Origin of the sequence: Collinsella sp. AF15-51, from assembly GCF_003462845.1 — a bacterium.
GTDB lineage: Bacteria > Actinomycetota > Coriobacteriia > Coriobacteriales > Coriobacteriaceae > Collinsella.
In genome coordinates, this window is the sequence record NZ_QRYG01000025.1 from 1 (window position 1) to 24,189 (window position 24,189).

Annotated in this window: 18 protein-coding genes; 13 read left to right on the top strand and 5 right to left on the bottom strand. The window is 58.3% G+C overall.

Annotation, left to right across the window (positions count from 1 at the left end):
• Positions 1-326 precede the first annotated feature (326 nt).
• The 3 genes from DWW51_RS10195 to DWW51_RS09380 all read right to left on the bottom strand — a co-directional run bounded on the left by DWW51_RS10195 (position 327) and on the right by DWW51_RS09380 (position 2,268).
• A complete protein-coding gene (locus DWW51_RS10195) occupies positions 327-506 on the bottom strand; it encodes a hypothetical protein (RefSeq protein WP_147324165.1) in 180 nt (59 codons plus the stop codon).
• A gap of 30 nt (positions 507-536) precedes the next feature.
• On the bottom strand, positions 537-740 hold the full coding sequence (locus DWW51_RS10200; protein ID WP_124785779.1) for a hypothetical protein: 204 nt from the start codon (positions 738-740) through the stop codon (positions 537-539).
• A 169-nt stretch (positions 741-909) separates the two neighbouring features.
• A complete protein-coding gene (locus tag DWW51_RS09380) occupies positions 910-2,268 on the bottom strand; it encodes a radical SAM protein (RefSeq protein ID WP_117564922.1) in 1,359 nt (452 codons plus the stop codon).
• Positions 2,269-2,784: 516 nt separating this feature from the next.
• Here DWW51_RS09380 and DWW51_RS09385 point away from each other — a divergent pair.
• Both DWW51_RS09385 and nifJ read left to right on the top strand, forming a co-directional pair.
• Positions 2,785-3,258 carry an FHA domain-containing protein gene (locus tag DWW51_RS09385; protein ID WP_117774312.1) on the top strand — a complete coding sequence of 158 codons (474 nt, stop codon included), beginning with the start codon at positions 2,785-2,787 and terminating at the stop codon, positions 3,256-3,258.
• 450 nt (positions 3,259-3,708) lie between these two features.
• Positions 3,709-7,248: a pyruvate:ferredoxin (flavodoxin) oxidoreductase gene (gene nifJ, locus DWW51_RS09390; protein WP_117774313.1), complete on the top strand. Its 3,540-nt coding sequence runs from the start codon at positions 3,709-3,711 to the stop codon at positions 7,246-7,248.
• Positions 7,249-7,606: 358 nt separating this feature from the next.
• Here nifJ and DWW51_RS09395 read toward each other — a convergent pair whose 3' ends face one another.
• Complete coding sequence (locus tag DWW51_RS09395) at positions 7,607-8,968, bottom strand: ATP-binding protein (protein WP_197032245.1); 1,362 nt, start codon at positions 8,966-8,968, stop codon at positions 7,607-7,609.
• A gap of 658 nt (positions 8,969-9,626) precedes the next feature.
• On the opposite strand from DWW51_RS09395, the gene arcC reads away from it, so the two are divergent.
• Positions 9,627-10,589: a carbamate kinase gene (gene arcC / locus DWW51_RS09400; RefSeq protein ID WP_117716147.1), complete on the top strand. Its 963-nt coding sequence runs from the start codon at positions 9,627-9,629 to the stop codon at positions 10,587-10,589.
• Between the two features lie 373 nt (positions 10,590-10,962).
• Here arcC and DWW51_RS10400 read toward each other — a convergent pair whose 3' ends face one another.
• Positions 10,963-11,793, bottom strand: coding sequence for a C39 family peptidase (locus tag DWW51_RS10400; RefSeq protein WP_231501633.1), 831 nt, complete (start codon positions 11,791-11,793; stop codon positions 10,963-10,965).
• Positions 11,794-12,358: 565 nt separating this feature from the next.
• Between DWW51_RS10400 and DWW51_RS09410 the strand changes: the two genes are divergently transcribed.
• The 10 genes from DWW51_RS09410 (at position 12,359) to DWW51_RS09455 (ending at position 23,948) form a co-directional block, all read left to right on the top strand.
• Positions 12,359-13,810 (top strand): APC family permease, encoded by a 1,452-nt coding sequence (locus tag DWW51_RS09410; protein ID WP_117774315.1) that lies wholly within the window; start codon positions 12,359-12,361, stop codon positions 13,808-13,810.
• A 131-nt stretch (positions 13,811-13,941) separates the two neighbouring features.
• Positions 13,942-15,219: an amidohydrolase family protein gene (locus DWW51_RS09415; RefSeq protein WP_117774316.1), complete on the top strand. Its 1,278-nt coding sequence runs from the start codon at positions 13,942-13,944 to the stop codon at positions 15,217-15,219.
• Positions 15,220-15,336: 117 nt separating this feature from the next.
• The gene (locus DWW51_RS09420) at positions 15,337-16,722 is read left to right on the top strand and encodes a histidine kinase (RefSeq protein WP_231501634.1); all 1,386 of its coding nucleotides are present in this window, start codon (positions 15,337-15,339) and stop codon (positions 16,720-16,722) included.
• Between the two features lie 38 nt (positions 16,723-16,760).
• Positions 16,761-17,495, top strand: coding sequence for a LytTR family DNA-binding domain-containing protein (locus DWW51_RS09425; protein ID WP_117774318.1), 735 nt, complete (start codon positions 16,761-16,763; stop codon positions 17,493-17,495).
• 92 nt (positions 17,496-17,587) lie between these two features.
• Complete coding sequence (locus tag DWW51_RS09430) at positions 17,588-18,532, top strand: zinc dependent phospholipase C family protein (RefSeq protein ID WP_117774319.1); 945 nt, start codon at positions 17,588-17,590, stop codon at positions 18,530-18,532.
• Between the two features lie 101 nt (positions 18,533-18,633).
• Positions 18,634-19,884 carry an MFS transporter gene (locus DWW51_RS09435; RefSeq protein WP_117774320.1) on the top strand — a complete coding sequence of 417 codons (1,251 nt, stop codon included), beginning with the start codon at positions 18,634-18,636 and terminating at the stop codon, positions 19,882-19,884.
• Between the two features lie 182 nt (positions 19,885-20,066).
• On the top strand, positions 20,067-21,254 hold the full coding sequence (locus DWW51_RS09440) for a glycosyltransferase (protein WP_117774321.1): 1,188 nt from the start codon (positions 20,067-20,069) through the stop codon (positions 21,252-21,254).
• Positions 21,251-22,594, top strand: coding sequence for a histidine kinase (locus DWW51_RS09445; protein ID WP_117774322.1), 1,344 nt, complete (start codon positions 21,251-21,253; stop codon positions 22,592-22,594). The genes DWW51_RS09440 and DWW51_RS09445 overlap by 4 nt, the downstream gene beginning before the upstream one ends.
• A gap of 72 nt (positions 22,595-22,666) precedes the next feature.
• A complete protein-coding gene (locus DWW51_RS09450) occupies positions 22,667-23,383 on the top strand; it encodes a LytTR family DNA-binding domain-containing protein (RefSeq protein ID WP_006235156.1) in 717 nt (238 codons plus the stop codon).
• A 97-nt stretch (positions 23,384-23,480) separates the two neighbouring features.
• The gene (locus tag DWW51_RS09455; RefSeq protein WP_117584170.1) at positions 23,481-23,948 is read left to right on the top strand and encodes a YfcE family phosphodiesterase; all 468 of its coding nucleotides are present in this window, start codon (positions 23,481-23,483) and stop codon (positions 23,946-23,948) included.
• The last annotated feature ends 241 nt before the right edge of the window (positions 23,949-24,189 follow it).

A 24,189-nucleotide genomic window follows, 5' to 3' on the forward strand; every position in this document is an offset into this window, starting at 1 on the left:
GCCCTCGCGGCCTAGTCGCTATTTAGGGCGTCCAAGATTTGGGACGCAGTTCAATGTGGCGAACGGTCGGGCTTCTTATTCCACTTGCCAATGCTCGGCTCATATTGGAAGAAAGCTACGCTAATGTTTGCGTGACACTCCTATTTTCTCCGAAGAAAGAGTCGGATAATGAAGAATAGAATTAAAAAAGGTGCCAGATATAACGCAAGTATAAAGGCTAATCCAACGAGACCTTGCAATAATGGCATAACTCCTCCCAGACACGAGATTTTGGTATTTGTTCCCATCTTATTCTGAATTGGACCAAATAGTTCCTAGCCACAAAACTACTCGTCAACTGGATCGCACCAATCTGCTGGCAAAACACAGCTTGATTCTTTATCGACATAGCACCAATCCGCAACAGGGCACTCGGCGATGTCGTAAAAATTGCATATATCAACTCCAAGACAACAAGGCTCAACGGGAGGATGTTCATTTGAACCAACAGGATGGATATGCTTCATAACAGCTCCTCACCTTAATCCAATTAGAGACTACGTTTGATCAATGCCACAGTGATCTACAACGCAGATGCTGCCGCCATCCATGTCATAGTCGCAGTAATCGTATGCACCACAGCCATCTGCTTTATCATAAACAGTACAGATGTCAGTAATGCCCAAGAGGCAGTCAAAAGACATCGGCTTCACGCCTGCCTCGTCGCCACTTCCTGGATTAATCGGATGAATATGCTTCACGACTACCTCCCTTTGAGTGCAGAAAAACCTCAATATTGTGTATAACAAACCAAGATGTCTAGTTCACCATATTTCTAGAATGGTTTCGGCGAACGTAGCAATAAGCTTCGCAGACGGTAATCAGAAGAACGAACACCTCCACAATGGTGACAGCAATGCGCTGAACCGCTTATTCCGATACAGTAGCTTCTCGTTGATTTTTCTCCTGCGAAGATGAGTGGCGGGAAATAAGGTCAAAAGCCATCTCGTAGCACATTTTTCTATATTCACATGATGCAGGGTGTAGACTCTTGGGCAAGTAGCCGTGCTCGCCTGCAGCCTCCCAGCTACAGCCCCCACCACAGAAAGACCGAGCCCAACAGTCCGTACAGTCAATTCTTTTTTCGACACCCTGACTCCAGTTTTCAATATACCTAGTTTCGTCAATTCCGGTGACGATGTTGCCCATTTTGAATCGCATCATCCCGACAAACCTGTGACAGGGGTATACGTCCCCTTCGGGAGTCACGGAAATAAAACGCCTGCCAGCCCCGCATCCGACAAAGGCGATCCTGTTGCTCATAATCAAATCAACTGCAGTTTTCAATGTTCTAAACAAGGGCTTTTCCCCTTGATCAATCTGTTTGAGATATTGATCCGCCAAATCTATTAGGCCCGCCCTGATTTTGTTTAATGAGTGTTCGTCGAGTTTGATATTCTCATCGAATGAGCTCACGGGCGAGAAGTAAATCCTTCTGAAGCCCATCTCTTTAAACTGAAGATAGTCTTCAACAAGGTTACAGTTATTATTTGTTAAGGTCGCTCTTGCGCCGAAGGGGAACGACTCGGAAAAACGACGAACGTTTTTGTCGATATCGGAGAAAGAGCCGCCTCCCGTCTTGTACGGGCGCGATGCATCGTGCTTGCATCCTGTACCATCGAGACTAATCAGAACAGAAAACCCGTGCTCCTTGAAAGAATTCACAGCAGTGTCATTCAAAAGCGTTCCGTTGGTCGTAATAGAATAGGTAAAGTTTCTATTGGGGTATATTCTTTTTGAATAGTCGACCGTTTTCCATATCAGCGGCTCGTTAATCATGGGTTCCCCACCAAAAAAGACGATCGCAAGCGTTTCGTTTTCCGATGAACTTGCGACGAGGTAGTCGACCGCCTTGAAGGCTATCTCGTCTGTCATCAGCAGAGGAGACGTTCCATAATCTCCTTTACCGGCAAAACAGTAACTACAACCAAGGTTGCATGCATGTGAAACGTGGAGTTCGATGGATCTAAGTTTTCGAGGCGTGTCTTTTGTTAAGAAAGTCCGCTCAGACAATCGTTGATACTCATCAATGTCGTCTTCAAGTTCTGCTATGGTCGTTTGGTCGTAGCCTTTCGCAGCAAGTGACTTTGTTAGCAACTTCGAGTTGACCGTTCTTCCCGATGCTTCAAATATGCGAAGCGCATCTTCTGATGCTTGGTCAACCTGAAAGCAATTGCGAGTGACCTCATCGAAGCAGTAACGACGATCACTTACTGAGAAAAAATGCATACGTTCCTCAATTTCATGCTGGACTGGCACTAACCTTGTTTATTGTTGCGCAGCTATAAAAAACCACCAGCGGGGATTCGGTGTGCGGCCCAATCGGACTCCCAAAAGGTTCTATTTGAGACTGGCAAGCTTTGTGTTGTTGGCACTTCGACAGCGCTCTTTATTCCAACATGGAGCCTCGCAGTTTGAGTCGACTTGCCTCTGGAAGGTCCGATCTTAACTTGATTTAGGATGAAAACAGATTACAGGCGCGCTCCTCTAGAAAGAAAGGAAACCAATCGCCGCCTTTCACCAGGAAAGTTTTTATAGCCCACCTCGAGCAAAATGAAAGATGCGAGAGCGATTGGGGAACAACGCGAATCTCCCCTTTTGGGTGGGAGCGAGCCTTCAGCCACCGGCGAACGACTCGCCCTGGTCAGAATCTGGAAGTGGTGCCGGGCCGCTTGGGCCTCCCCGGTGACTTCGTGGGGCTTACCTGCCTGACGTCGAGGAGTACATCCGCAAGATTCGTTCCCTATGCCGTTTGCTCTCACGCCCGCCTTAGTTCCAAGTCGGGCGAGCCGCCGCGCTCATGCGACCCGTGGCGGCGACACGTCGACGCCGCGCTCGCTGAGCACATCTTCGGTCGCGGGCGAGCACGAGGTCGCGCCGGCGCATCCGCTGGGACTGCTGTGCGTGCAAAACGGCTACGTGGTGAGCGTCCCGCGCTGGATTCAGCCGAGTGAGGAAGGCGTTGAGATCGGCGCGCTGGCAACGGGGGAGGGCGGCATCACCGACGACGTCTCGGCCCGCCATGCCCATATCTGGTGCGACGATTCTGGCACATGGTTTGTCGAGGACCTGTCATCCACGAACGGCACCGTGGTGGTAAACGGGGCCACGAGCGTGTGTATTCAAGTAGAGCCCGGTCGCTCCGCCCAGCTCAACCCCGGCGACGAGCTCAAGCTCGGCGAATCCACTACCTACGCCATCCTCTTCGGTGCCCTCTAGCCGGCAGATAGGGACGCTCCTTTTCTGCCGGCACTTGGGGACACTCCTTGGCGCGTCAGAGCCGATTGCCCGGGAACACAGGGACCATTTGGCCCTTGGCGGTCAGTCGAGGTAAACCTTTACCGCCCGCCTATATTTGCCGCTATTACACTTGACGGCGGGGTACAATAAACCCGCATGCGGATTTTCGTTGCGGGCGCCTCCCATCGCCGGGGCGTGCCCGGGAGCATCCGGCATGCGGCCTTTGCGGCGCTCGGTCATGTGCAAGACGGGTAGCTGGGCCTGTGGAGCGCGTGCAGCCCTCCTCGCCTCGGCATGCCTTCTCTCCACGCCATGTACCTGCTGCCAAGTCCGCCTGCCAGATGATTGGAAGCAACAGCGAAAATCCCATCACGCCAACATCCCGGCGATCGCCGGGGCCTGTATACCTATATGAGAGGAGAGGGGTATATGGCGCGTAAGTTTAAGTCTATGGACGGCAACGAGGCGGCCGCATATGTTTCGTATGCGTACACCGAGGTAGCGGGAATTTATCCCATTACGCCGTCCAGCCCGATGGCCGACCATGTCGACCAGTGGGCGGCCCAGGGTCGCAAGAACATCTTCGGCACCCCGGTCAAGGTCGTCGAGATGGAGTCCGAGGCAGGTGCGGCCGGTACCGTTCACGGTTCGCTGGGCGCCGGTGCTCTGACCACCACCTACACGGCTTCTCAGGGTCTGCTCCTGATGATCCCGAACATGTACAAGATCGCGGGCGAGCAACTCCCGGGCGTCTTCCACGTCTCCGCGCGTTGCGTCGCTTCCCACGCCCTGAACATTTTTGGCGATCACTCCGACGTCATGGCCTGTCGTCAGACCGGCTTCGCCATGCTCGCCGAGGGCAACGTCCAGGAGGTCATGGACCTCTCGCCGGTGGCTCACCTTGCCGCCATCGAGGGTAAGACCCCGTTCCTTAACTTCTTCGACGGCTTCCGCACCAGCCACGAGATCCAGAAGGTCGCCATGTGGGACTACAAGGATCTGGCCGAGATGTGCGACATGGACGCCGTCCAGGCTTTCCGCGACCACGCGCTCAACCCTGAGCACCCGCACACCCGCGGCAGCCACGAGAACGGCGATATCTTCTTCCAGAACCGTGAGGCCTGCAACAAGGTCTACGACGAGCTTCCCGCCGTCGTCGAGGGCTACATGAAGAAGATCAACGAGAAGCTCGGCACCGATTACGGCCTGTTCAACTACTACGGCGCTCCCGATGCCGACCGCGTCGTCGTGTGCATGGGCTCCTTCTGCGACGTGCTCGAGGAAGTCATCGACTACCTCAACGCTCACGGCGAGAAGGTCGGCCTGGTCAAGGTTCGCCTGTTCCGTCCGTTCTCCATCAAGCACTTTGTCGACGTTCTTCCCGAGACCGTCAAGAAGATTGCCGTCATGGACCGCACCAAGGAGCCGGGTTCCATCGGCGAGCCGCTCTACCAGGACGTCGTTTCCGCTCTCTACGAGGCCGGCAAGACGGGCATCAAGGTTGTCGGCGGCCGTTACGGCCTGGGCAGCAAGGACACGCCTCCCGCGTCCGCGTTTGCCGTCTTCGAGGAGCTCAAGAAGGACGAGCCCAAGCGCGAGTTCACCATCGGCATTGTCGATGACGTGACCAACCTGAGCCTGCCCGAGGCCGAGGATGCGCCCAACACCGCAGCCCCCGGCACCATCGAGTGCAAGTTCTGGGGTCTGGGTGGCGACGGTACCGTCGGCGCCAACAAGAACTCGATCAAGATCATCGGCGACCACACCGACAAGTACGTTCAGGCCTACTTCCAGTACGACTCCAAGAAGACCGGCGGCGTCACCGTTTCGCACCTGCGCTTTGGTGATTCTCCGATCCGTTCGCCGTACTACGTGACCAAGGCCGACTTTGTCGCTTGCCACAACCCCAGCTACATCGTTAAGGGCTTCAAGATGGTCCGCGACGTCAAGCCGGGCGGCACCTTCCTGGTCAACTGCCAGTGGAGCGACGAGGAGTTCGCCGAGCACATGCCCGCCGTGGCCAAGCGCTACATCGCGAACAACAACGTCAACGTCTACCTGATCGACGCTATCGACCTGGCCGCCAAGGTCGGCATGGGCAAGCGCACCAACACGGTGCTCCAGTCCGCCTTCTTCGCGCTGGCCAAGGTTCTGCCCGCCGAGGACGCCCTGCAGTACATGAAGGACGCGGCTACCAAGTCCTACATGAAGAAGGGCCAGGCCATCGTCGACGCCAACCATAAGGCCATCGATGCCGGCGCTACCGCCTTCCGTAAGTTCGAGGTTCCGGCCGACTGGGCTACCGCCGAGGACGCCGCTCCCGTCGAGCTCTCCGAGGAGACCAAGTCCGCTATCGCCCAGCAGGTCAAGAACCTGCTCGAGCCCATCGATCGCATGGACGGCGACAGCCTGCCTGTTTCCGCCTTCGTCGATTGCGCCGACGGCCAGTTTGAGCTGGGTGCCTCCGCATACGAGAAGCGCGGCGTCGCCGTGGTCGTTCCCCACTGGGACGAGACCAAGTGCATTCAGTGCAACCAGTGCGCCTACGTGTGCCCGCATGCCACCATCCGTCCGTTCGCGATGACCGAGGACGAGGCTGCCGCCGCGCCCGAGGCTACCCGCACGCTCGACGCCATGGGCCCCAAGGCCAAGGGCATGAAGTTCACCATGGCCGTGTCCCCGCTCGACTGCATGGGCTGCACCAACTGCGTCAAGGTTTGCCCCAAGGGCGCCCTCGAGATGGTTCCCACCGAGCAGGAGATGGACCAGCAGCCCGTTTGGGACTACATGGTCGAGAACGTCTCCGAGAAGAAGGAGCTCATCGCGGCCAACGTCAAGGGCAGCCAGTTTAAGCAGCCCTACCTGGAGTTCTCCGGCTCCTGCGCCGGCTGCGCCGAGACCGCCTATGCACGTCTGGTGACCCAGGTTGCCGGCGACCGCATGTTCATCTCCAACGCCACCGGCTGCTCCTCCATTTGGGGTAACCCCGCTGCCACCGCTCCTTACTGCAAGGACAAGGACGGTCACGGCCCGGCGTGGAACAACTCCCTGTTCGAGGACAATGCCGAGCACGGTCTGGGCATGGCCGTTGGCTATGAGGCCGTTCAGCACAAGCTGATCGCCGCTACCCAGGACATCATCGCTGCCGATGGTCCGTCCGATGAGCTCAAGGCCGCCGGTCAGGCTTGGATCGACTCCGTCAACGACGCCGAGGCCTCCAAGACCGCTGCCGCTGCCTACGTTGCCGAGCTCGAGAAGTGCGGCTGCGACGCTTCCAAGGCAATCCTCGCCGACAAGGCTTACCTCACCAAGAAGTCCTTCTGGATCTTCGGCGGCGACGGCTGGGCCTACGACATCGGCTTCGGTGGCCTGGACCACGTCCTGGCTTCCGGCCACAACGTCAACGTCTTCGTCTTCGACACCGAGGTCTACTCCAACACCGGCGGTCAGGCCTCCAAGGCCTCGAACCTGGGCCAGGTCGCTCAGTTCGCCGCTGCCGGTAAGGTGACCAAGAAGAAGTCTCTGGCCGAGATCGCCATGAGCTACGGCTACGTCTACGTGGCACAGGTTGCCATGGGCGCCAACCCGGCTCAGACCCTCAAGGCCATTCACGAGGCCGAGGCCTACGACGGCCCGTCCCTCATCATCGGCTACAGCCCCTGCGAGATGCACTCCATCAAGAAGGGCGGCATGCAGAACTGCCAGGCCGAGATGAAGAAGGCTGTCGAGTGCGGTTACTGGAACCTCTTCCGCTTCAACCCCGAGGCTGCTGCCGGCAAGAAGTTCTCGCTCGATTCCAAGGAGCCCGCGGGCGGTTATCAGGAGTTCCTGATGAACGAGGCCCGTTACGCTTCGCTGACGCGTTCCTTCCCCGAGCGCGCCGAGGAGCTCTTCAAGGAGAATGAGCAGGCCGCTATGGACCGCTATCAGCACCTGCTGAAGCTCAAGACGGTGTACAACGAGGCCTAGGTCTCCCACCGCAGGATCTGAGGGCTAACCTTCGCGGACGTCCTCGGACATGAAAGAACCCCCGCTGCGCACTACGTGCGGCGGGGGTCCTTTCGTCCTGCGGAGTGTCCGCGAAGGTCAGCCCTCAGATCCTGCTACGACTACGTCCTCGGATTGTGTGGGCTGATGAAGGACGTGGTTGGTGGGGTGCCTTGTCCCGGTCGCTGTTTCGCGGCTTTGCCGCGAAACCACGCGCTGCTTTGGGCATAGAGGGGGATTTGGTTGTCACTGCCTTCTATCCCTTGCTGTTTCGCGCCTTTGGCACGAAAAGCGCGTTACTTTGGGCATAGAGGGGGACCTGGTTGCGGACCCAGATGGCCTAGAGGGATATGGGTGCAAACGAGAAATCGTTGTTGGGGTCGTCCTTTTCCATAAACTCATCGAGGCAGAATGTCATATAGATTGGAACGTACAGGACCTTGCCCTCTTTGCTGAGGTTCTCGTGGCTTAGCACAACGGCCTCGGGGATTTTGTACTCGCTCACGCTCATCAGACGGTCGAGGGCCGCATGGGCTCGAACCTTCTTGCCCGATTTGACCTCGATTGGGACAACGTGCCCGCGGGTGCCTTCGATCACAAAGTCAACTTCGCCGACCTCGCGTGTCTGGTAGTACCATGCATCAGTTCCAAGGGCGACAAGCTCCTGCGCGACCACGTTCTCATAGAGACCGCCGAGGTTGGGGGTTTTCATATCAAGGTAGACAGCGCGTGCCGTGCTGCCGGGATACCGTGATGCGAGCATACCTGTATCAGACTCGTATAGTTTAAAGGCGGTCGCCTTCTCTGTCCTCTTAAGAGGACTCCGGGCCTCCGTCACCTGGGCGACCATCAAACCGACGCCCGCGTTCACCAGCCATAGGAAATCCTGCTCGTATTTTTGAAGGCGAGCTCCCTCACCCAGGGATGAAACAACAAAGCGATGAGACTCCGCCTCAAGCTGAACGGGAATTTGCTCGAAAATCGACCGAACGTTAAACGCTCGAGTCGATGCATATTTAGAGATATCGCTTTTGTACTGATCGACCAGCTGAATTTGAAGCTCACGCGTCCTCACGAGTGAATAACCCGAATCGATATAGTTCTGTACGACCTCCGGCATGCCGCCGCAAACGATATAAACTCTAAAGTTTTTGAGCATCGCCTCATGAATATAGTTTTCGACGGGACGCCTCTCGACAAGGCAGCTGCGGATGTCTGCAAGCACATTCTCACTGATGCTGTTTGCCCAACAAAACTCTTCAAAATCCATTGGCCGCATAACAATGTGCTCGACATACCCCACCGGGAAAGAAGAGATCCCCTTAAACTCAGTCCCAAGCATAGACCCCGAGAAGACATAGCTAAAGCGCCCGTCCTCGACCAACGCCTTCATGAGCGTGACGATCTGCGGATACTCCTGTATTTCATCGACAAAGATAAGCGTATCTCCCTCAACAAGCGGTGCATCCGCAAGAAGGGCCACGCGGTTGATAAAGTCAACGGTGTTCTTAGCGCCAATGAGCACATCTCTTGCCTCGGCATCGAGCAGCAAATTGGCCTCAAAATACGACGCGTAGTTGTCTTTACCAAACGCGCGAATCGCATAGCTCTTGCCAATCTGACGCGCACCGGTAACAAGCAATGCCTTATGAGAGTTATTTTTCCAGTTCAAAAGCCTATTAGTGACCTTACGGCGTAGCATTAAAACCCCCAAATGACAAAAATTGGCAAATAGATTTGCCCTAATCATACAAAAATTGGCAGATAGATTTGGCTCTAATCATACAAAAATTGGCAGATAGCAAAGCTCGCTTAGGCCTCAAAGCCAGCGAACCAGCACGGCACTTTGCGAAAAGGCTGGCGCCGCCGTTGACGTTCTCGGTTGCCTGGGCGCGCAGGAGCGAAAGGGCGTCAGCGGCGTTCATGCAATACCCGACGGTAAAGTTCCATACTGCGAACTCACGGTCGCTTGCTGCGGGATGAAGCGCGTTCGGCTATCCCTTTTGTTGGATGAAAAGCCCCGTGTTATTGCAGGGGTGCATACTTGTCTTGCAAGTGCATAGAATCTCGTATAGTGCGAGTAAATAATTGCAGTGTCCGTTATGTGTTTAGCAAAGATATAGTTTGCATAATCCAGCCTAATCTCTGCTCTAATTAAATAAAGTCGCACGTAGATGACGTAAACGTGTGTGAGCTGGGCTTCTTTACGCTGAGCGGGTAAAAACGACCGTTCACCGTTAAACTATTTTCAAAATGAATAAAATGAGCGATAAAGAGAATATAAACCTTAATAAACTCGCGTATTGCACGGACGCGGGTTATTAATGGGTTGTAGGCCTTTTACAGAAAGGATTCCAGCAATGTCTAAGCCTCTTGGCAAGCCCGATCGTATTGTCGTCGCCCTCGGCGGCAACGCCCTCGGCAACAACCCCGTCGAGCAGATCCAGGCCGTGAGCAACACCGCCCACGCTCTCCTTGGTCTTATCGAGCAGGGTAACGAGATCATCATCACCCACGGCAACGGCCCGCAGGTCGGCATGATCCAGAACGCCTTCGCCGCTGCCCACGACGCCATCGGCACCCCCGAGATGCCGCTGCCCGAGTGCGGCGCCATGTCCCAGGGCTACATTGGCTATCACCTGCAGCAGGGCATCGGCCGCGAGATGCACAAGCGCTATAAGCGTTGGCACGCCGCCACCGTCGTCACCCAGATCGAGTGCGACCCGGACGATCCCGCGTTCAAGAACCCGACCAAGCCGATCGGCCCCTTCTACACCGAGGAGCAGGCCAAGGAGTTCATGGCCGAGGATCCTTCCAAGGTCTTCGTCGAGGATTCCGGCCGCGGCTGGCGTCGCGTCGTCGCTTCCCCCGATCCCAAGAAGATCGTCGAGGCTGACTCCATCCTCAACCTGCTCGACAACGAGTTCATCGTCATCGCCTGCGGTGGCGGCGGCATCCCCGTCGTCCGCGACTACGAGAACAAGGGCTGCTACAAGGGCGTTCCCGCCGTTATCGACAAGGACCTGGGCGGCGAGCTGCTGGCCGAGGACTGCGACGCCGACGTTCTGTTCCTGCTGACCGCCGTTGAGCATGTCGCCATCAACTTTGGCAAGCCCAACCAGGAGGAGCTCGAGGACATCACCGCCGACGAGGCCGAGCGCCTGGCCGACGAGGGTCAGTTCGGCAAGGGCTCCATGGAGCCCAAGGTCCGCGCCGCCATCAAGTTCGCCCGCTCCCGCAAGGGCCGCACCTGCATCATCGGCGCCCTGGACAAGGCCGCCGAGACCATGGCCGGTCTCTCCGGTACCCGCATCCACGAGTAGTCTCTACTCTGTTGCCTCTCTCGTGGGCGCCAGACAAGACGTCCACAAACTAGCCTCTCTTCATGAGCCCCGCAGTCCGCTCCGGCTGCGGGGCTTTTGCTATCGGTAGTCATTGGGGGCAGACTTAAATGAGTAGCACCAATCAACTGCGGAAAGTGCATCCCACAATGAGCGTCCAAAATGGGGCACAGTTTCCCCGGGGCCCTCAACCGGAAAATACATCCCGGAATTTGCCCGAAAAATAGCCCCCAGTTTCCCAAACAGGCCGCTAACGGAAAGCGCATCCCGCTATCGAACTTCAAAGCGGGGTGCACTTTCCGTGCCAGCAGTTCCGGGCATCCAGAGACTACTCATTTAAGTCTGTCCCCAATGACTAGTAGTAGGCCCACATGGCTTCGACTTCGTTGAGGACCTCTACGACGCCCCAGCGGCGGGCGCTGCGGCTGGCCGAGTTGGGATCGAAGACTTCAATCTGGTCGGCGTCGTCAATACCGTAAAGTACAATGTAGTGGCCCACGTTGGTAAAGGTGCCCGGCCGAACGGCGGCGATGACGGGCGCTCCCGAACGCAGCGCCTGAGTCATCGAGTCGCGATCGTTATGAAGCTCCGTTCCGTTAAGTCCCAACGGCCACGCACCGCTCGTCATAAACGACCATTCGGTTGCACCGGTGGGGGCGTAATTGCCTGCCTCGGAAAGCGCGCACATATCGACGGGAGTCATATCGGTGCGTCCCGTCTTAAAGATATAGACCATGGTGAGGCACGTAGGCCCGCAAGCATTTTGGCGGATGGTACCGCCGGCGTAAGGCAGCTCCGACCATGCAGGGTCGATCTGATAGATATGGGGCATCGTGCCGGCTTGCCATTGCGAGCGCGGGGTCGAAAAGGCGAAAGAATAACCGGGCGCGACGGGGGCCTTGAGCAGCTTGTCCTCGGCGGTGGGCTCGAGACCGGCCGAGCCGTGGGACATACAGGAGCTCATAAGCACAAAGACCAGACAGATGAGGATAGAGCACAGTGCGAGGCAAAGCTGACGAGCCGGCAGGGCGGGGGCATTCACGAACGATGTCGAGCGGTAGGGCTTGCCGTCGCGTCCGCCTTGGGGATGCGAAAAGAAGCGGTTGATATGGATGCCGGGCTGACGTGCGCCGTTGCGGCGCAGTTGCGGAACCTCGGCTTGGCGCTGTCGAGTGCGCGCGCCCAAGCGGCTATCTTGCTGTGCGCTTGTGCCCGTGCTCGGACGGCCGCTCTGCCGTGTTCTGTTTGTCTGCTGCCGAGACGAAGGCCCGGGTTGCTCTTGAGGGCGTTGCGGATTGCTGCTCGTGGCACTTCTGGGCATCGGCGTGGTGCGGCCAGCAAGGCGAACGCTTTGTCGCCGTTGATCACCGTCGTTGTATCCGTATGCCATTCGTACCGCCTTGTCTCATGTATAACCTGTCTCTCCTACAAAAAGGATGTGCAACAAATGGGTCCGAGCGTCAAAAGCTCGGTAAACGGTACGAAAGGCGCAAAACACACGGCCTCAAAAACATTTCTATATGCGTCCAATGAGCGTACGCCCGTCGGACGGGCGACAACAATGAGCGGCAAACCGTGCCGTTCGTCCCAAAAACGGCGCCACTCATATGCGAGTTCTGCCTTCGGTCGAGCCATAAGCGGTAGCGCGACGCCGAGGCCGTATCTTAAAGCCACGAAATAAAAGTGCGCGGCAAAACAGACCGCGCAAGGGGTGACGCCAAAGAGGCGTCAATAAGGAAAGGAGGGGAACAATGGCGGACAAGAACGCAGAAGTTGCAGTCGAAGGTAACGGTGGCATGAAGAAAACGCTTTCGCTCTGGAACTTCTTCACCATCGGTTTCGGTGCCATCATCGGTACCGGCTGGGTTCTGCAGGTCGGCGACTGGATGGTCGTGGGCGGCGGTCCCGTTCCCGCTATGATCGCATTCCTCTTGGGCGCGATCTTCCTCGTGCCCGTCGGAGCTGTTTTCGGTGAGCTCACGGCTGCTATCCCCATTTCGGGCGGCATCGTCGAGTATGTCGATCGTAGCTTTGGCCGTACGATGAGCTACATCACTGGCTGGCTCCTGGCCCTGGGCAACGGCATCCTGTGCCCGTGGGAGGCCATCGCCATCTCGACCCTCGTGTCCGAGATGTTCGGCAGCCTGCCCGGCCTTGAGTGGCTGCGCGCCGTCAAGCTCTACACCATCCTGGGCGCCGACGTTTACCTGTTCCCGACGTTGATCGCGCTCGGCTTTGCAGCCTACGTCATCTTCCTCAACTTCCGCGGTGCCAGCTCGGCCGCCAAGCTCCAGGCCTTCCTGACCAAGGCCCTGCTCTGCGGCATGCTGCTTGCCATGGGCGTCTCGCTGTTCACCGGTTCGCCGGAACACGCCATGCCCGTGTTCTCCCAGGTCACCGGTGCTGGCGGCGGCAAGCCCGCTACCGAGGGCACCAGCCTGTTCGCCGGCATCGTGTCGGTCCTGGTTTTGACCCCGTTCTTCTACGCCGGCTTCGATACCATTCCTCAGCAGGCTGAGGAAGCAGCCGAGGGCCTCAACTGGAACAAGTTCGGCAAGATCATCTCCCTGGCCCTGCTGGCCGCCGGCGGCTTCTACATGGTCTGCATCTACTCGTTCGGCACCATCCTCGACTGGCATGAGTTTGTTAAGAGCCCGGTTCCCGCGCTTGCCTGCCTCAAGGGCATCAACATGCTCCTGTACCTGGCCATGCTCGTCATCGCCACGCTTGGACCCATGGGCCCGATGAACTCCTTCTACGGCGCTACGAGCCGCATCATGCTCGCCATGGGCCGCAAGGGCCAGCTGCCCGAGAAGTTCGCCGAGGTCGATCCCAAGTCCGGCGCTCCCAAGCTCGCCTGCGCCGTTCTGGGCGTCATCACCGTCATCGGTCCGTTCCTGGGCAAGAACATGCTCATCCCTCTGACCAACGTGTCGGCTCTCGCCTTCATCTTCTCCTGCGGCATGGTCGCCCTCGCTTGCCTGCGCATGCGCTTTACCGAGCCCGACCTGCCTCGTCCCTACGAGGTGCCCGGCGGCAAGTTTGGCATCAGTCTCGCTGTTGCTGCCTGCGCCGTCATCATCGGCCTGCTCGTGATTCCGTTCTCTCCCGCCTCCCTCAACATGGTGGAGTGGAGCATCGTGATCGGCTGGTTGGCTATTGGCTTGGCCCTCATGGCTTTCACCAATTCCCGCAAAAAGTAACGCCTAGCCGGGGCGGATCGGGTGCGCGGGACCCTCTCTTCCGCGCACCGAACCCGGCACCACTTGGGTAGTTTTGTGAGGCCTTAACCCAACGCGGCCTCGCCCACTATATGGATCCATAAGGAGGAACCATGTCCACTAAGTATGCAATCGTTGGCGGCAAGCTCATCGACGGTACCGGTGCCGAGCCGGTCGAGAACTCCCTCGTTCTCGTCGACGACAATGGCAAGATCGAGTACGCCGGTGTCATGCAGGACCTTCCCGAGGGCGTTGAGGTTATCGACGCCGCCGGCAAGACCGTCCTTCCCGGTCTGATCGACACCCACCTGCACTTCTCGGGCAACCTGACCGACGATGACACCGACTGGGTCATGCAGCCGCTCCTCGAGAAGCAGGCCGTCGCCGTCAAGCAGGCCTACGACTGCCTCACCCACGGCCTCACCACCGTCTGCGAGATCGGCCGCTTTGGTATCCAGATCCGCGACTGCATCGACAAGGGCGTCTTTAAGGGCCCGCGCGTTCTGGCCACTGGCCTCGGCTTCTGCCGCGTTGCCGGCCACGGTGACTCCCACCACTGCACCCAGGAGCTCAACAAGGACTCCCACCCCTGGGGCGACCAGGTCGACGGTCCTTGGGATCTGCGTAAGGCCGTCCGTCGTCGCCTGCGCGAGAACCCCGATGCCATCAAGATCTGGGCTACCGGTGGCGGCATCTGGCGCTGGGACTCCGGTCGCGACCAGCACTACTGCTCCGAGGAGATCCAGGCCGTGATCGAAGAGGCCAAGATGGTCGGCATCCCCGTGTGGAGCCACTGCTACAACAACCACGCCGCTGCCTACGATTCCGTCCGCTTTGGCTGCGAGCAGCTGATTCACGGTTTCGATATCGATGAGCGCACCATGGACCTCATGGCCGAGCAGGGCACCTTCTTCACCCCGACGATTGCCTTCCTGCCCACCTGGTACGCCACCTATCCGCCCGTCTACGTCCCCGAGCTGCACGACAAGTACGAGGGCACCCTGGTCGAGAAGGAGCTGCAGCGCAACTACGACTGCCTGCGCGAGGCCAAGAAGCGCGGCGTCGTCATGACGATCGGCTCCGACTCCTTCTCCTTCGTCACCCCGTATGGCACCTGCTCCATCGAGGAGATGTACGAGTTCGTCGACAAGATCGGCTTCACCCCGGTCGAGACCATCACCTGCGCCACCCTCAACGGTGCCAAGATGTGCCACATCGAGGACGAGACCGGTTCCATCGAGGCCGGCAAGTGCGCCGACCTGCTGGTCGTCAACGGTGACGTCGCCGCCGACATCCACGTGCTCAACACCGACAACATGGACGTCATCATGAAGGACGGCTGGATTGTCGAGGCCGGCACCTTCGGCGAGGCAAACAAGTACAGCGCCTAAGCTACCGTTCGTCGATGGCTTGATGTAAAACACAGTATTTGATTGCATAATGCAATGGAGAGGGTCGCTTGCGGCCCTCTTTATTGCTATGGGTGCGGTAGACAAAAGGGGATGACGGTGGATTTAAACAGGCTGATTCTGGGCAAGAGCTACAACTCGACCAAGGTCTTTCGTACGGCCCAGCATGTGGTCCAGGCCATCCTGCTCGGTGTTGTCGTTCCGGCGCTTATCCTGTTGCTTATCTGGGATTTAACCGATAATCCCAATCCCGTTCCGGGCGTTGTCGTTATTGCCGGCCTGGTCATGCTGTGCTTCTTTTTCTCGTATGTCTTTGTGGTCCCCGACGACCTCACATCGAGCGCAACCGACCGTACACTCGCCATCGCATCAAAAATATTCGCCTACACGTCGCGTGGCCTTACGCCCGAAGCTGCCCTGGGCGCCTCCAAAATCATTCTGTCCGAAACTATCGCCTCGGCCATCTGCTTCACCGACGGCAAGCAGGTGTTGGCAAGTTGGGGCGAGGATTCGACAAAGTGTCCCGCCGGCACCCCGGTCGTGCTCAAGACCACGCTCAGTGTGATTGAGACGGGCGAGCAGAGCGTGTTTTCGCGTGACACCTCCAATGAGACGGGTGGCTATTTTCCCCGCCTGCGCGCCGGTATTGTCGCACCGCTTACCGTGCGCGGGCATTGCGTGGGTACGCTCGAGCTGTACTATCCCCGCCTGAGCAGCATCGATATGCGCCAGACGGCGTTGGCCTCGGGCTTTGCCGATCTCATTTCCACGCAGCTCGCCAGCTTTGAGCTCGAGCGCCAGGACGAGCTTACGGCCCGCGTGGAGCTGCGCGCCCTGCAGTCGCAGGTCGACCCGCATTTTCTGTTCAATACCATCAGCACCATCGTGTCGCTCGTGCGAACCGAGCCCGACAAGGCGCGATCGCTGCTGATCGACTTTTCCAATTACTATCGTCAGACGCTTTCTGACTCCGATACGCTCACCACGCTCGAGCATGAGGTGGAACAGGGCACTCGTTATATCAATCTTATGCAGGCTCGTTATGGCGACGGCCGTCTGCGCGTTTCGGTCGACATCGACTTTGAGGTGCGCGACAGCATGGTGCCGCCGTTTATCTTGCAGCCGCTGCTCGAAAACTGCATCAAGCATGCGCAGCGCGAGACCGAGCCGCTTTCTATTCGTGTTGGGGCTTTTGAGACCGATGACGGCTTGGAGATCATCGTCGAAGATGACGGCATCGGTATGAGCGAAGAAGTCTGCGCGCATCTGTTTGAGCAACATCGCCGAGAGGAGCCCGAGAGCATTACCGCCGACGGCTCCATCAAGCGAGGCTGCGGCCTGGCGCTCTTCAACGTGCTTCAGCGCATCCATTTCTTTTACGGGGAAGATTCTGGCATGCGCGTGAAGTCCCAGGAGGGCGTGGGAACGCAGGTCATCGTCGAGCTGAACGGCGAGCCGCATGAGCCGGCGCCGATGACGGTGTAGCACGCGGTTGGATTGAGAGAAAAAGAGGGGAAGCGCATATGTCCGAGGGATGGAACATCTTGGTGGTTGATGACGAGCCTCCTATTAGGGCTGAGCTACGTTATCTGCTGGAAAAGGATGCACGTGTGGGCCAGATTGCCGAGGCGGGCAATGTCACCGAGGCCGTGGAGTCGATTCTGTCGAACAAGCCCGACGTGCTGTTTTTGGATATCACGATGCCCGGCCGCTCGGGAATTGAGCTAGCCGAGACCCTGCAAAACCTAAAGACGCCGCCGGTGGTGGTGTTTGTGACGGCGTTTGCAGAGTTCGCGGCCGACGCGTATAACCTCGATGCTGTCGACTATGTCGTCAAGCCGGTCGAGGACGCGCGCCTGTCGAAGGCGCTCGACAAGATCGAGGCAGCCTTGGGTGCCCGTCGTGTTATCCACGCTCCGCGCCAGCCTTTGCGTCTGACGGTGGACCGCGGGGGTAAAAAGGTGTTCATTCCCGCCGCAGACGTCTGCTACTTTGAGGCGCGCGCCGATTTTTGCAACGCCATCTGCGCCGAGGGAACGTACCTGATCAATGAGTCGATCTCTTCGCTCGAGCGTCGCTTGAGCTCCGAGGGCTTTATTCGCGTTCATCGCAGCTATCTGGTCAATTTGGAAGACGTGCACAATGTTGAGATTGGCTCCACGGGGTTGATGGAGCTCAGGCTCGACCGCGTGAGCTCGACGGTACCGGTGTCCCGTCGTCGTGCCGCCGAGGTCAAGTCGCACCTGGGGCTTGCGTAAGAGGCCTGCGTGCCGTCGTTTACCATCGCAGGTTTGGCATGGGCGCGCGGTGGGCATAATGGGTGGCATCGAATGAAATCGAAAGGATCATTATGCCCGCGCTTATCACCCATCATCTGTTTGGCGAGGAAAGCATCGACCGTCTTCCGCAGGGCGTCATCACGTCCGATGAAGAGCGCATTGCCTTTATCTTGGGCAACCAAGGCCCCGACCCGTTTTTCTTTCACATTCTGACGCCGCGTGTTTCCGACTGCACGCTGCTGGCGCAGGTCATGCATCGGTCGCGCATGTCTCGCCAGTTCGCGTGCCTGCGCGACGGCGTGTCGCATCTGCTGCCGCGCGACGCCAGCTTGGGTCGCGCCTTTGCGCTGGGCCTGCTGTCTCATTACGTGCTCGACCGCAACGCCCATCCCTTTGTCTATGAGCAACAGTTTGGCATCGTGGAGTCCGATTCAGAGCTTGAGGATTCGAGCAGTCAGGTCCATGCTGTGATCGAGAGCGACTTGGATGTACTGATGCTGCAGCTTAAACGCGATGGCGCTACGGTCGACGATTACCCGCCGGCGGGCGAGATTGTCACCACCGATCGCATCAATCGCGTGGCCGGCGTGCTGATGAGCTATGTTGCTGGATGCGTGTACGGCATTGACATTCCAGCGGGGGAGTACGGTGCTGCCGTTGCCAATATGCAGCGACTTTACCGCGCGATTGAGCCGGCCGGCTCCGCAAAGACGCGCGCGATCTCGCTGGTTGAGGGCTTGGTGCACGACTACTCGCTGCTCGACGGCCTTGCCCATCGCGTGACGACGGAGCTGCCCGAGCGCACCGGCAACCTGGGCCACCTGACATGGAAGAACCCCTTTACCGATGAGGTCTCGACTGAGAGCTTCCCCGAGGTCTTTGAGCGCGCGCTGGTCGATTACGAGTGCACGGTCGCACGTTTTATCGAGACCGGTGACATGGATGCCGTGACCAGTCACGTCAACTACAGCGGTCGCGTGCTCAATGCCGATGAGGAGTTCGACCGCGAGGAATAGGGCCCGTGCGTGCCCCTTTGCCGAATCCTTACCGGCGGTTCTGGACAATTGGGGTACGATGAACTAACTGCATATCGGGCGAATACGAAGGGTCCCTGTCCATGAAATACACCAAGCTCGAGCGTAACTGGGTCATGTACGATGTGGGAAACTCGGCCCTCGTACTGCTCAATACCTCGGTGGTGCCCATCTACTTTAACGCCATCAATACCGGTGCTTCCTCGGCAGACCTGGTGGTCGCTTGGGGCAACGCGCAGACGATTGCCTCGCTGGTCATTGCCATGCTCATGCCCATTCTGGGCGCGCTTGCCGATTACGCCGGCAACAAGATCAAGTTCTTCTTGGGCTTCTTCCTCACGGGCCTGGTTCTTTGTCTGGCGCAGGCTATCCCAATGTCCGCCATGGCATTTTTGACTGTGTACGTGCTGTGCACCATCGGCCTCAACTCTTCTATGACGTTCTACGACGCCATGCTGCCCGACATTACCACCGACGAGCGCATGGACGCCGTGTCCAGCTCGGGCTATGCCTGGGGCTACATCGGTTCCACCGTGCCGTTCGTCATCTGCCTGGCGCTCATCATGGGTGGCCCCGCTCTTGGCGTCCCTACCATGCTGGCAACGCGTCTGTCGTTTATCATCACTGGTGCCTGGTGGCTCATCTTTACCATGCCGCTCATTCGCACCTATAAGCAAAAGTACGGTCGCGAGCGCGGTCCCGAGGATACTATCGGCCACATCGTGGGCGGTGTGTTCTCCGAGGTCGGACACACCATGCGCGAGATCGCCCACAACAAGACCGTGCTGGTCTACATGATCGCGTTCTTCTTCTATATCGACGGTGTGCACACGGTCATTTCCATGGCCACCAGTTACGGATCGGCCTTGGGCATCGATTCGACGCAGCTGGTCCTGGCGCTGCTCGTCACGCAGTTTGTTGCTTTTCCGTCTGCCATCATTTACGGCAAGCTCGCCGGCCGCGTGGGCACGCTCAACATGATCCTGGTGGCGGTCGCCGCCTACATGGGCATTGTGCTGTTCGCCGCGTTCTTCCTAAAGACCGCCTTTGAATTCTGGGTGCTTGCCATTATGGTCGGCCTGTTCCAGGGCGGCGTGCAGGCGCTCAGCCGTAGCTACTTTGGCCGCATTATCCCTAAAGAAAAATCCAACGAGTACTACGGCTTCTTTGACATCTTTGGTCGTTATGCAAGCGTCATGGGCACTTTTCTAGTGTCGGTCGTCACCTCGCTGACCGGCAACCCGTCGCTGGGCGTCCTTTCCATTGGCGTGCTGCTGCTTGTTGGCTTTATGCTGCTGGTCCGCCTGTCCCGCATGACTCAGGCGGCGGCGTAAGGCAACCGGGCTCAGTACAGCAATTGTGCCTATCTACAGTACTCTTTTGGAAGTAGCCGCATAAATCATTCTGACTTCCGAGCAATGTTTAGCCCAAGTGGGTATGATGGAATCAGCTAGGTCGCGGGGCGTCGCCTGTGTTTGGCGGCGCCCCGTTTTTGTGTTGCAAGGAGGGTAAAGGTATGAACGCCACGGTTGTGATCCCAACATATTGGGCGGGCGATGATACCCAAGCAAACGCTCCCGGCACCTACGATCACTTGACGTCGCTCAATGCCGCCAACCCGGAACTCGGTCGCTGCCTGACTTCACTCGAACAGGTGCGCGACATTCCGCGCATCATTCTCTTGGTGGTCTGTCCGGTTTCTGCCACGGCCGACGTATCCCATCGCGTGCACGAAATCGTTAATGCGCATCCCACGCTTAAGGTCACCGTCGTTACCAATACTCAGGCTTCGCGTGTTGCCGACCGCGTGGCACAGATTGCGCCCAAAGGCTCGGGCGAGTGCGTGAGCCTGCGCGGCTACGGCGCCATCCGCAACATGGGTCTTGCCTGCGCGGCGGTGCTGGGGCACGACGCGGTTGTGTTTTTGGATGACGACGAGACCGTCATCGATGCCGACTTTATGAAGCGTGCGACCTATGCGCTGGGCCAGCAGACGCGTCAGGGCCTGCCGATTTTAGTCAAGAGCGGATACTTTTATGATCGCGACGGGTCGCCGCTGGCTCCCACGGACAAAGCGGGCATTTGCCATCGCTGGTGGACCAAGCGCATCGAGTTCAATCGCTGGATGAAAAAGGCGCTCTCGGGCACCCGCATCTCGCGCTCCAATTACGTGTGCGGCGGCCTGATGGCCCTGCACGCCCGCGCCTTTACGCGCGTGGCCTTCGACCCGTTTATCACCCGCGGCGAGGATCTGGACTACCTGTTTAACATGCGCATGTTCGGCTATGACGTGTGGTTCGATAACGAGTGGACCGTGCGTCACCTGCCGCCCGAGTCCGAGAAGCGCTCGCCGCGCTTTATGCAGGACGTGTACCGTTGGTACTACGAGCGGGCCAAGCTGACGTTCGCTGCGCACCAAAAGGAGCTCATTCCGGTTACGGCCGCATCACTCATGCCCTATCCGGGTCCGTGGATCTCGCGCGAGCTCGACGACCGCGTGTGCAAGACCGCCATGGTTCGCAGCATGTTTACCCGCGAGCACGAGGGGTATCTGCGCATCTGGCGTCATGGTATTGACGAGGCCAAGACCTATGCCCGCCAAAACGCCGCAAGCTACCTGCGTTTTCAGAGTTTCTGGCCCAAGATTATGGACGAACTTTGGCGCGACGCACAACTGATTAGCATCCTGGAGGGGGCTGAATGATCGACCGCCGCGCCCAGCGCGATAATTCAATTTCAATCTTTCGTATCATCGCCGTTGTCTGCGCCGTTTGCGTGTTGGCGTACTTTATCTTTGCCCTGGCGACTGGTATTGAGCCGATTGCCACGGTGATTGCCTGTGCGCTGCTGTGCATCTTCCTGTGCATCTTTATCTTTTTGACGCTCAATCCCGATTCGGTACGCTCCCAGTACACCGAGGAGACGCTCTCGGTTGCCTCGGCCATGCTCGAGGACATTAAGGGCGGCCTGACGCAGGAATCGGCGCTTTTGGTGTGCCGGCGTATCCTGCCCGAGACGCGTGCCATGACCGTTGCCATCACCGATGAGGGCAACGTGTTGGCCTGCGCGGGCGAGTTCGAGGAAAAGCTGCTGCCCGATTCGCCCATCCACACGCTTGCCACGCGCTACGTCATTGAGCACGGCATCGTGCAGTCGTTCAACCGCGTGGTGGACGTGGTGGGTTCGGATGGCTCGCACAACCATGTTCCCGCCGGTATCATCGCGCCCATCAAGGTGGGCGACCGCACCGTCGGCACGCTCAAGTTCTACTACAAGACCCCGCGTGCCGTCGACCGTACCCAGTATGCGCTCGCCTCGGGTTTTGCCGAGATCCTGTCCACGCAGCTCGCCATCCACGAGCTCGAGGTGCAAAAGGAACTCACGGCGCGCGCCGAGGTGCGTGCGCTGCAAGCGCAGATTAACCCGCACTTCCTGTTCAACACGCTGAACACCATTGCATCGTTTACGCGCACCGACCCGCTGCGGGCCCGCGAACTGCTTCGTGAGTTCTCATCGTTCTATCGTGCCACGCTCGACAACTCGGGATCGCTTATTCCGGTCTCGCGCGAGGTCGCACAGACCAAGCGCTACCTTACCTTTGAGAAGGCCCGCTTTGGCGAGGACCGCGTGCTTGCGACGTTCGATGTGTCCGAGGACGTGGAAGATACGCTGGTGCCGGCGTTCGTGATCCAGCCGATTGTCGAGAACGCCGTGCGTCATGGTATGGGCGACGACGACGCCCTGAGGATCGACGTGACCGTTCACCAAGACGGCGAGGATGCAATCTTGATTGCCGTGGCCGATAATGGCGTGGGCATGGATGAGGGTACCGCCGCCAGACTGTTTGACGAGCGCTCTGCCCGTCCCGACGCCAGCTCTCCCCAGGGTGGCGGCGCCGGTGTGGCCATGCACAATATTTCGGAGCGCATCCATCGCTTTTTTGGGCCGCACTCCTATACGCGTGTCGAATCGGCGCCGGGCAAGGGCACCAAAGTGCTTCTTCATCTTGATTTGTCAGAGAGCATCTTTGACATTCAAGAGTAAAATAAAAGGCTACGGGCTCAACGTCATGCGACGGATGCCCGGCGTAGTTAGTTGACGAAAGGTTTTATCCCTATGCTGCGTGCGATGATTGTGGATGATGAAGCGCCGGCTCGCTCGGAGCTTCGCTTCTTGCTCGAGCAAACGGGCAAGATCGGCACGATCACGGAGGCGTCGAGCGTCCGCTCCGCCATCGAGATGCTTATGGAAAGTCGCGTGGATGTCGTGTTTCTCGATATCTCGATGCCCGGTGCCTCGGGCCTGCAACTTGCCGAGGCGCTGCATAAGCTCAAAAATCCGCCGGCGATCGTGTTTGTGACTGCGTATAGCGACCATGCGGTCGAGGCATTCGACGTGGATGCCGTCGATTATCTGATGAAGCCGGTCGAGGAAGCTCGCTTGGATCGCGCGATCGAGAAGGTCATGCAACGCGCCAAGCCGGTTACGGACAGCAAGGTGACCATCGAGCGTATCCCGGTGGAAAAGGGCGGCCGCAAGGTGCTCATTCCCGTGGACGACATTCGCTTTATCATGGCCAAGGACGATTACTCCTGCATCTATACCGTCGATGATCGCTTTTTGTCGACGACCTCGCTGGCGCAGTTTGAGGCCAAGCTCTGCGATTTTGGCTTCTTCCGTGTTCACCGCCGCTATATCGTCAACTTGGCGTGCGTCACGGACGTTGAGACGGTGCCCTCGGGCGCCATCCAGCTGGGCATTACGGGCGTCGACGAACGCGTGCCGGTTTCGCGCCGCCGCGTCGTGCCGCTCAAGAAGGCCCTGAGCCTCTAGCACACTGGCCCCGCAGCCCTGTAGACCCATCGTCTGCGGAGCCGTGGGGCCTTTTTTGTATGTATCTGCCGAATCGTTTTTTTGCGGAAGGGATCCCATGAACAGTGCAAGCGCCAAGCGTATCGACATCATCTCGGACACCCACGGCTATTTATCGCCTGCGCTCCTGGACGAGCTTGAGGGCGCAGACCTGATCATCCACGCCGGCGACCTTACGTCAGAGATGGACTACGAGCACCTATGCACCATCGCCCCCGTGCGGGCCGTACTGGGCAACAACGATTACTACCGCGACTACGGCCCCGATGTAGACCGTCTTGCGCTCTTTACCTACGAAGGCCTCAAATTCGCCGTAGCCCACTACCGCGAAGACCTTCCGGTGGGATCCGTAGACGTAGCCATCAACGGCCACACCCACGTAACCAAAGAAGCCCAAGTGGGCCGCTGCCTAGTCCTCAACCCGGGCAGCGCCAGCTATCCCAGAGGCACCCGAGGCCCCACCATGGCCAGAATGCTAGTAAAAGACGGCAAGATCCTAAGCACCAAGTTTATTGACCTAGACTAACCGCAACAAAAACGGGGGATGCAGATTGCATCTCCCGTTTTTTATGAGCCAAAGGCCGAGCTTCAACAAAAACCTTAGACAACCCCGCCGCGGAGAACGGGGTCGCCGAGCCGCGAAGCGGCGAGCAACAACAACGGCTCGAACAATGTGACGGCAGGGAGGGTCTCCGGGGCCGGCGGGCGCGGGTTAAGTTTGTCGCGAGTTCCGCACGCAAAGGAAAGCACTTAATGTGCTTTCCGTC

Excerpts from the sequence above, each read along its gene's own strand:
- nifJ (WP_117774313.1), top strand. The coding sequence starts at position 3,709 with ATGGCGCGTAAGTTTAAGTCTATGGACGGCAACGAGGCGGCCGCATAT.
- DWW51_RS09445 (WP_117774322.1), top strand. The coding sequence starts at position 21,251 with ATGATCGACCGCCGCGCCCAGCGCGATAATTCAATTTCAATCTTTCGT.
- DWW51_RS09450 (WP_006235156.1), top strand. The coding sequence starts at position 22,667 with ATGCTGCGTGCGATGATTGTGGATGATGAAGCGCCGGCTCGCTCGGAG.
- DWW51_RS09415 (WP_117774316.1), top strand. The coding sequence starts at position 13,942 with ATGTCCACTAAGTATGCAATCGTTGGCGGCAAGCTCATCGACGGTACC.
- arcC (WP_117716147.1), top strand. The coding sequence starts at position 9,627 with ATGTCTAAGCCTCTTGGCAAGCCCGATCGTATTGTCGTCGCCCTCGGC.
- DWW51_RS09430 (WP_117774319.1), top strand. The coding sequence starts at position 17,588 with ATGCCCGCGCTTATCACCCATCATCTGTTTGGCGAGGAAAGCATCGAC.
- DWW51_RS09440 (WP_117774321.1), top strand. The coding sequence starts at position 20,067 with ATGAACGCCACGGTTGTGATCCCAACATATTGGGCGGGCGATGATACC.
- DWW51_RS09455 (WP_117584170.1), top strand. The coding sequence starts at position 23,481 with ATGAACAGTGCAAGCGCCAAGCGTATCGACATCATCTCGGACACCCAC.
- DWW51_RS09385 (WP_117774312.1), top strand. The coding sequence starts at position 2,785 with ATGCCGTTTGCTCTCACGCCCGCCTTAGTTCCAAGTCGGGCGAGCCGC.
- DWW51_RS09425 (WP_117774318.1), top strand. The coding sequence starts at position 16,761 with ATGTCCGAGGGATGGAACATCTTGGTGGTTGATGACGAGCCTCCTATT.
- DWW51_RS10195 (WP_147324165.1), bottom strand. The coding sequence starts at position 506 with ATGAAGCATATCCATCCTGTTGGTTCAAATGAACATCCTCCCGTTGAG.
- DWW51_RS09410 (WP_117774315.1), top strand. The coding sequence starts at position 12,359 with ATGGCGGACAAGAACGCAGAAGTTGCAGTCGAAGGTAACGGTGGCATG.
- DWW51_RS09395 (WP_197032245.1), bottom strand. The coding sequence starts at position 8,968 with ATGCTACGCCGTAAGGTCACTAATAGGCTTTTGAACTGGAAAAATAAC.
- DWW51_RS09435 (WP_117774320.1), top strand. The coding sequence starts at position 18,634 with ATGAAATACACCAAGCTCGAGCGTAACTGGGTCATGTACGATGTGGGA.
- DWW51_RS09380 (WP_117564922.1), bottom strand. The coding sequence starts at position 2,268 with ATGCATTTTTTCTCAGTAAGTGATCGTCGTTACTGCTTCGATGAGGTC.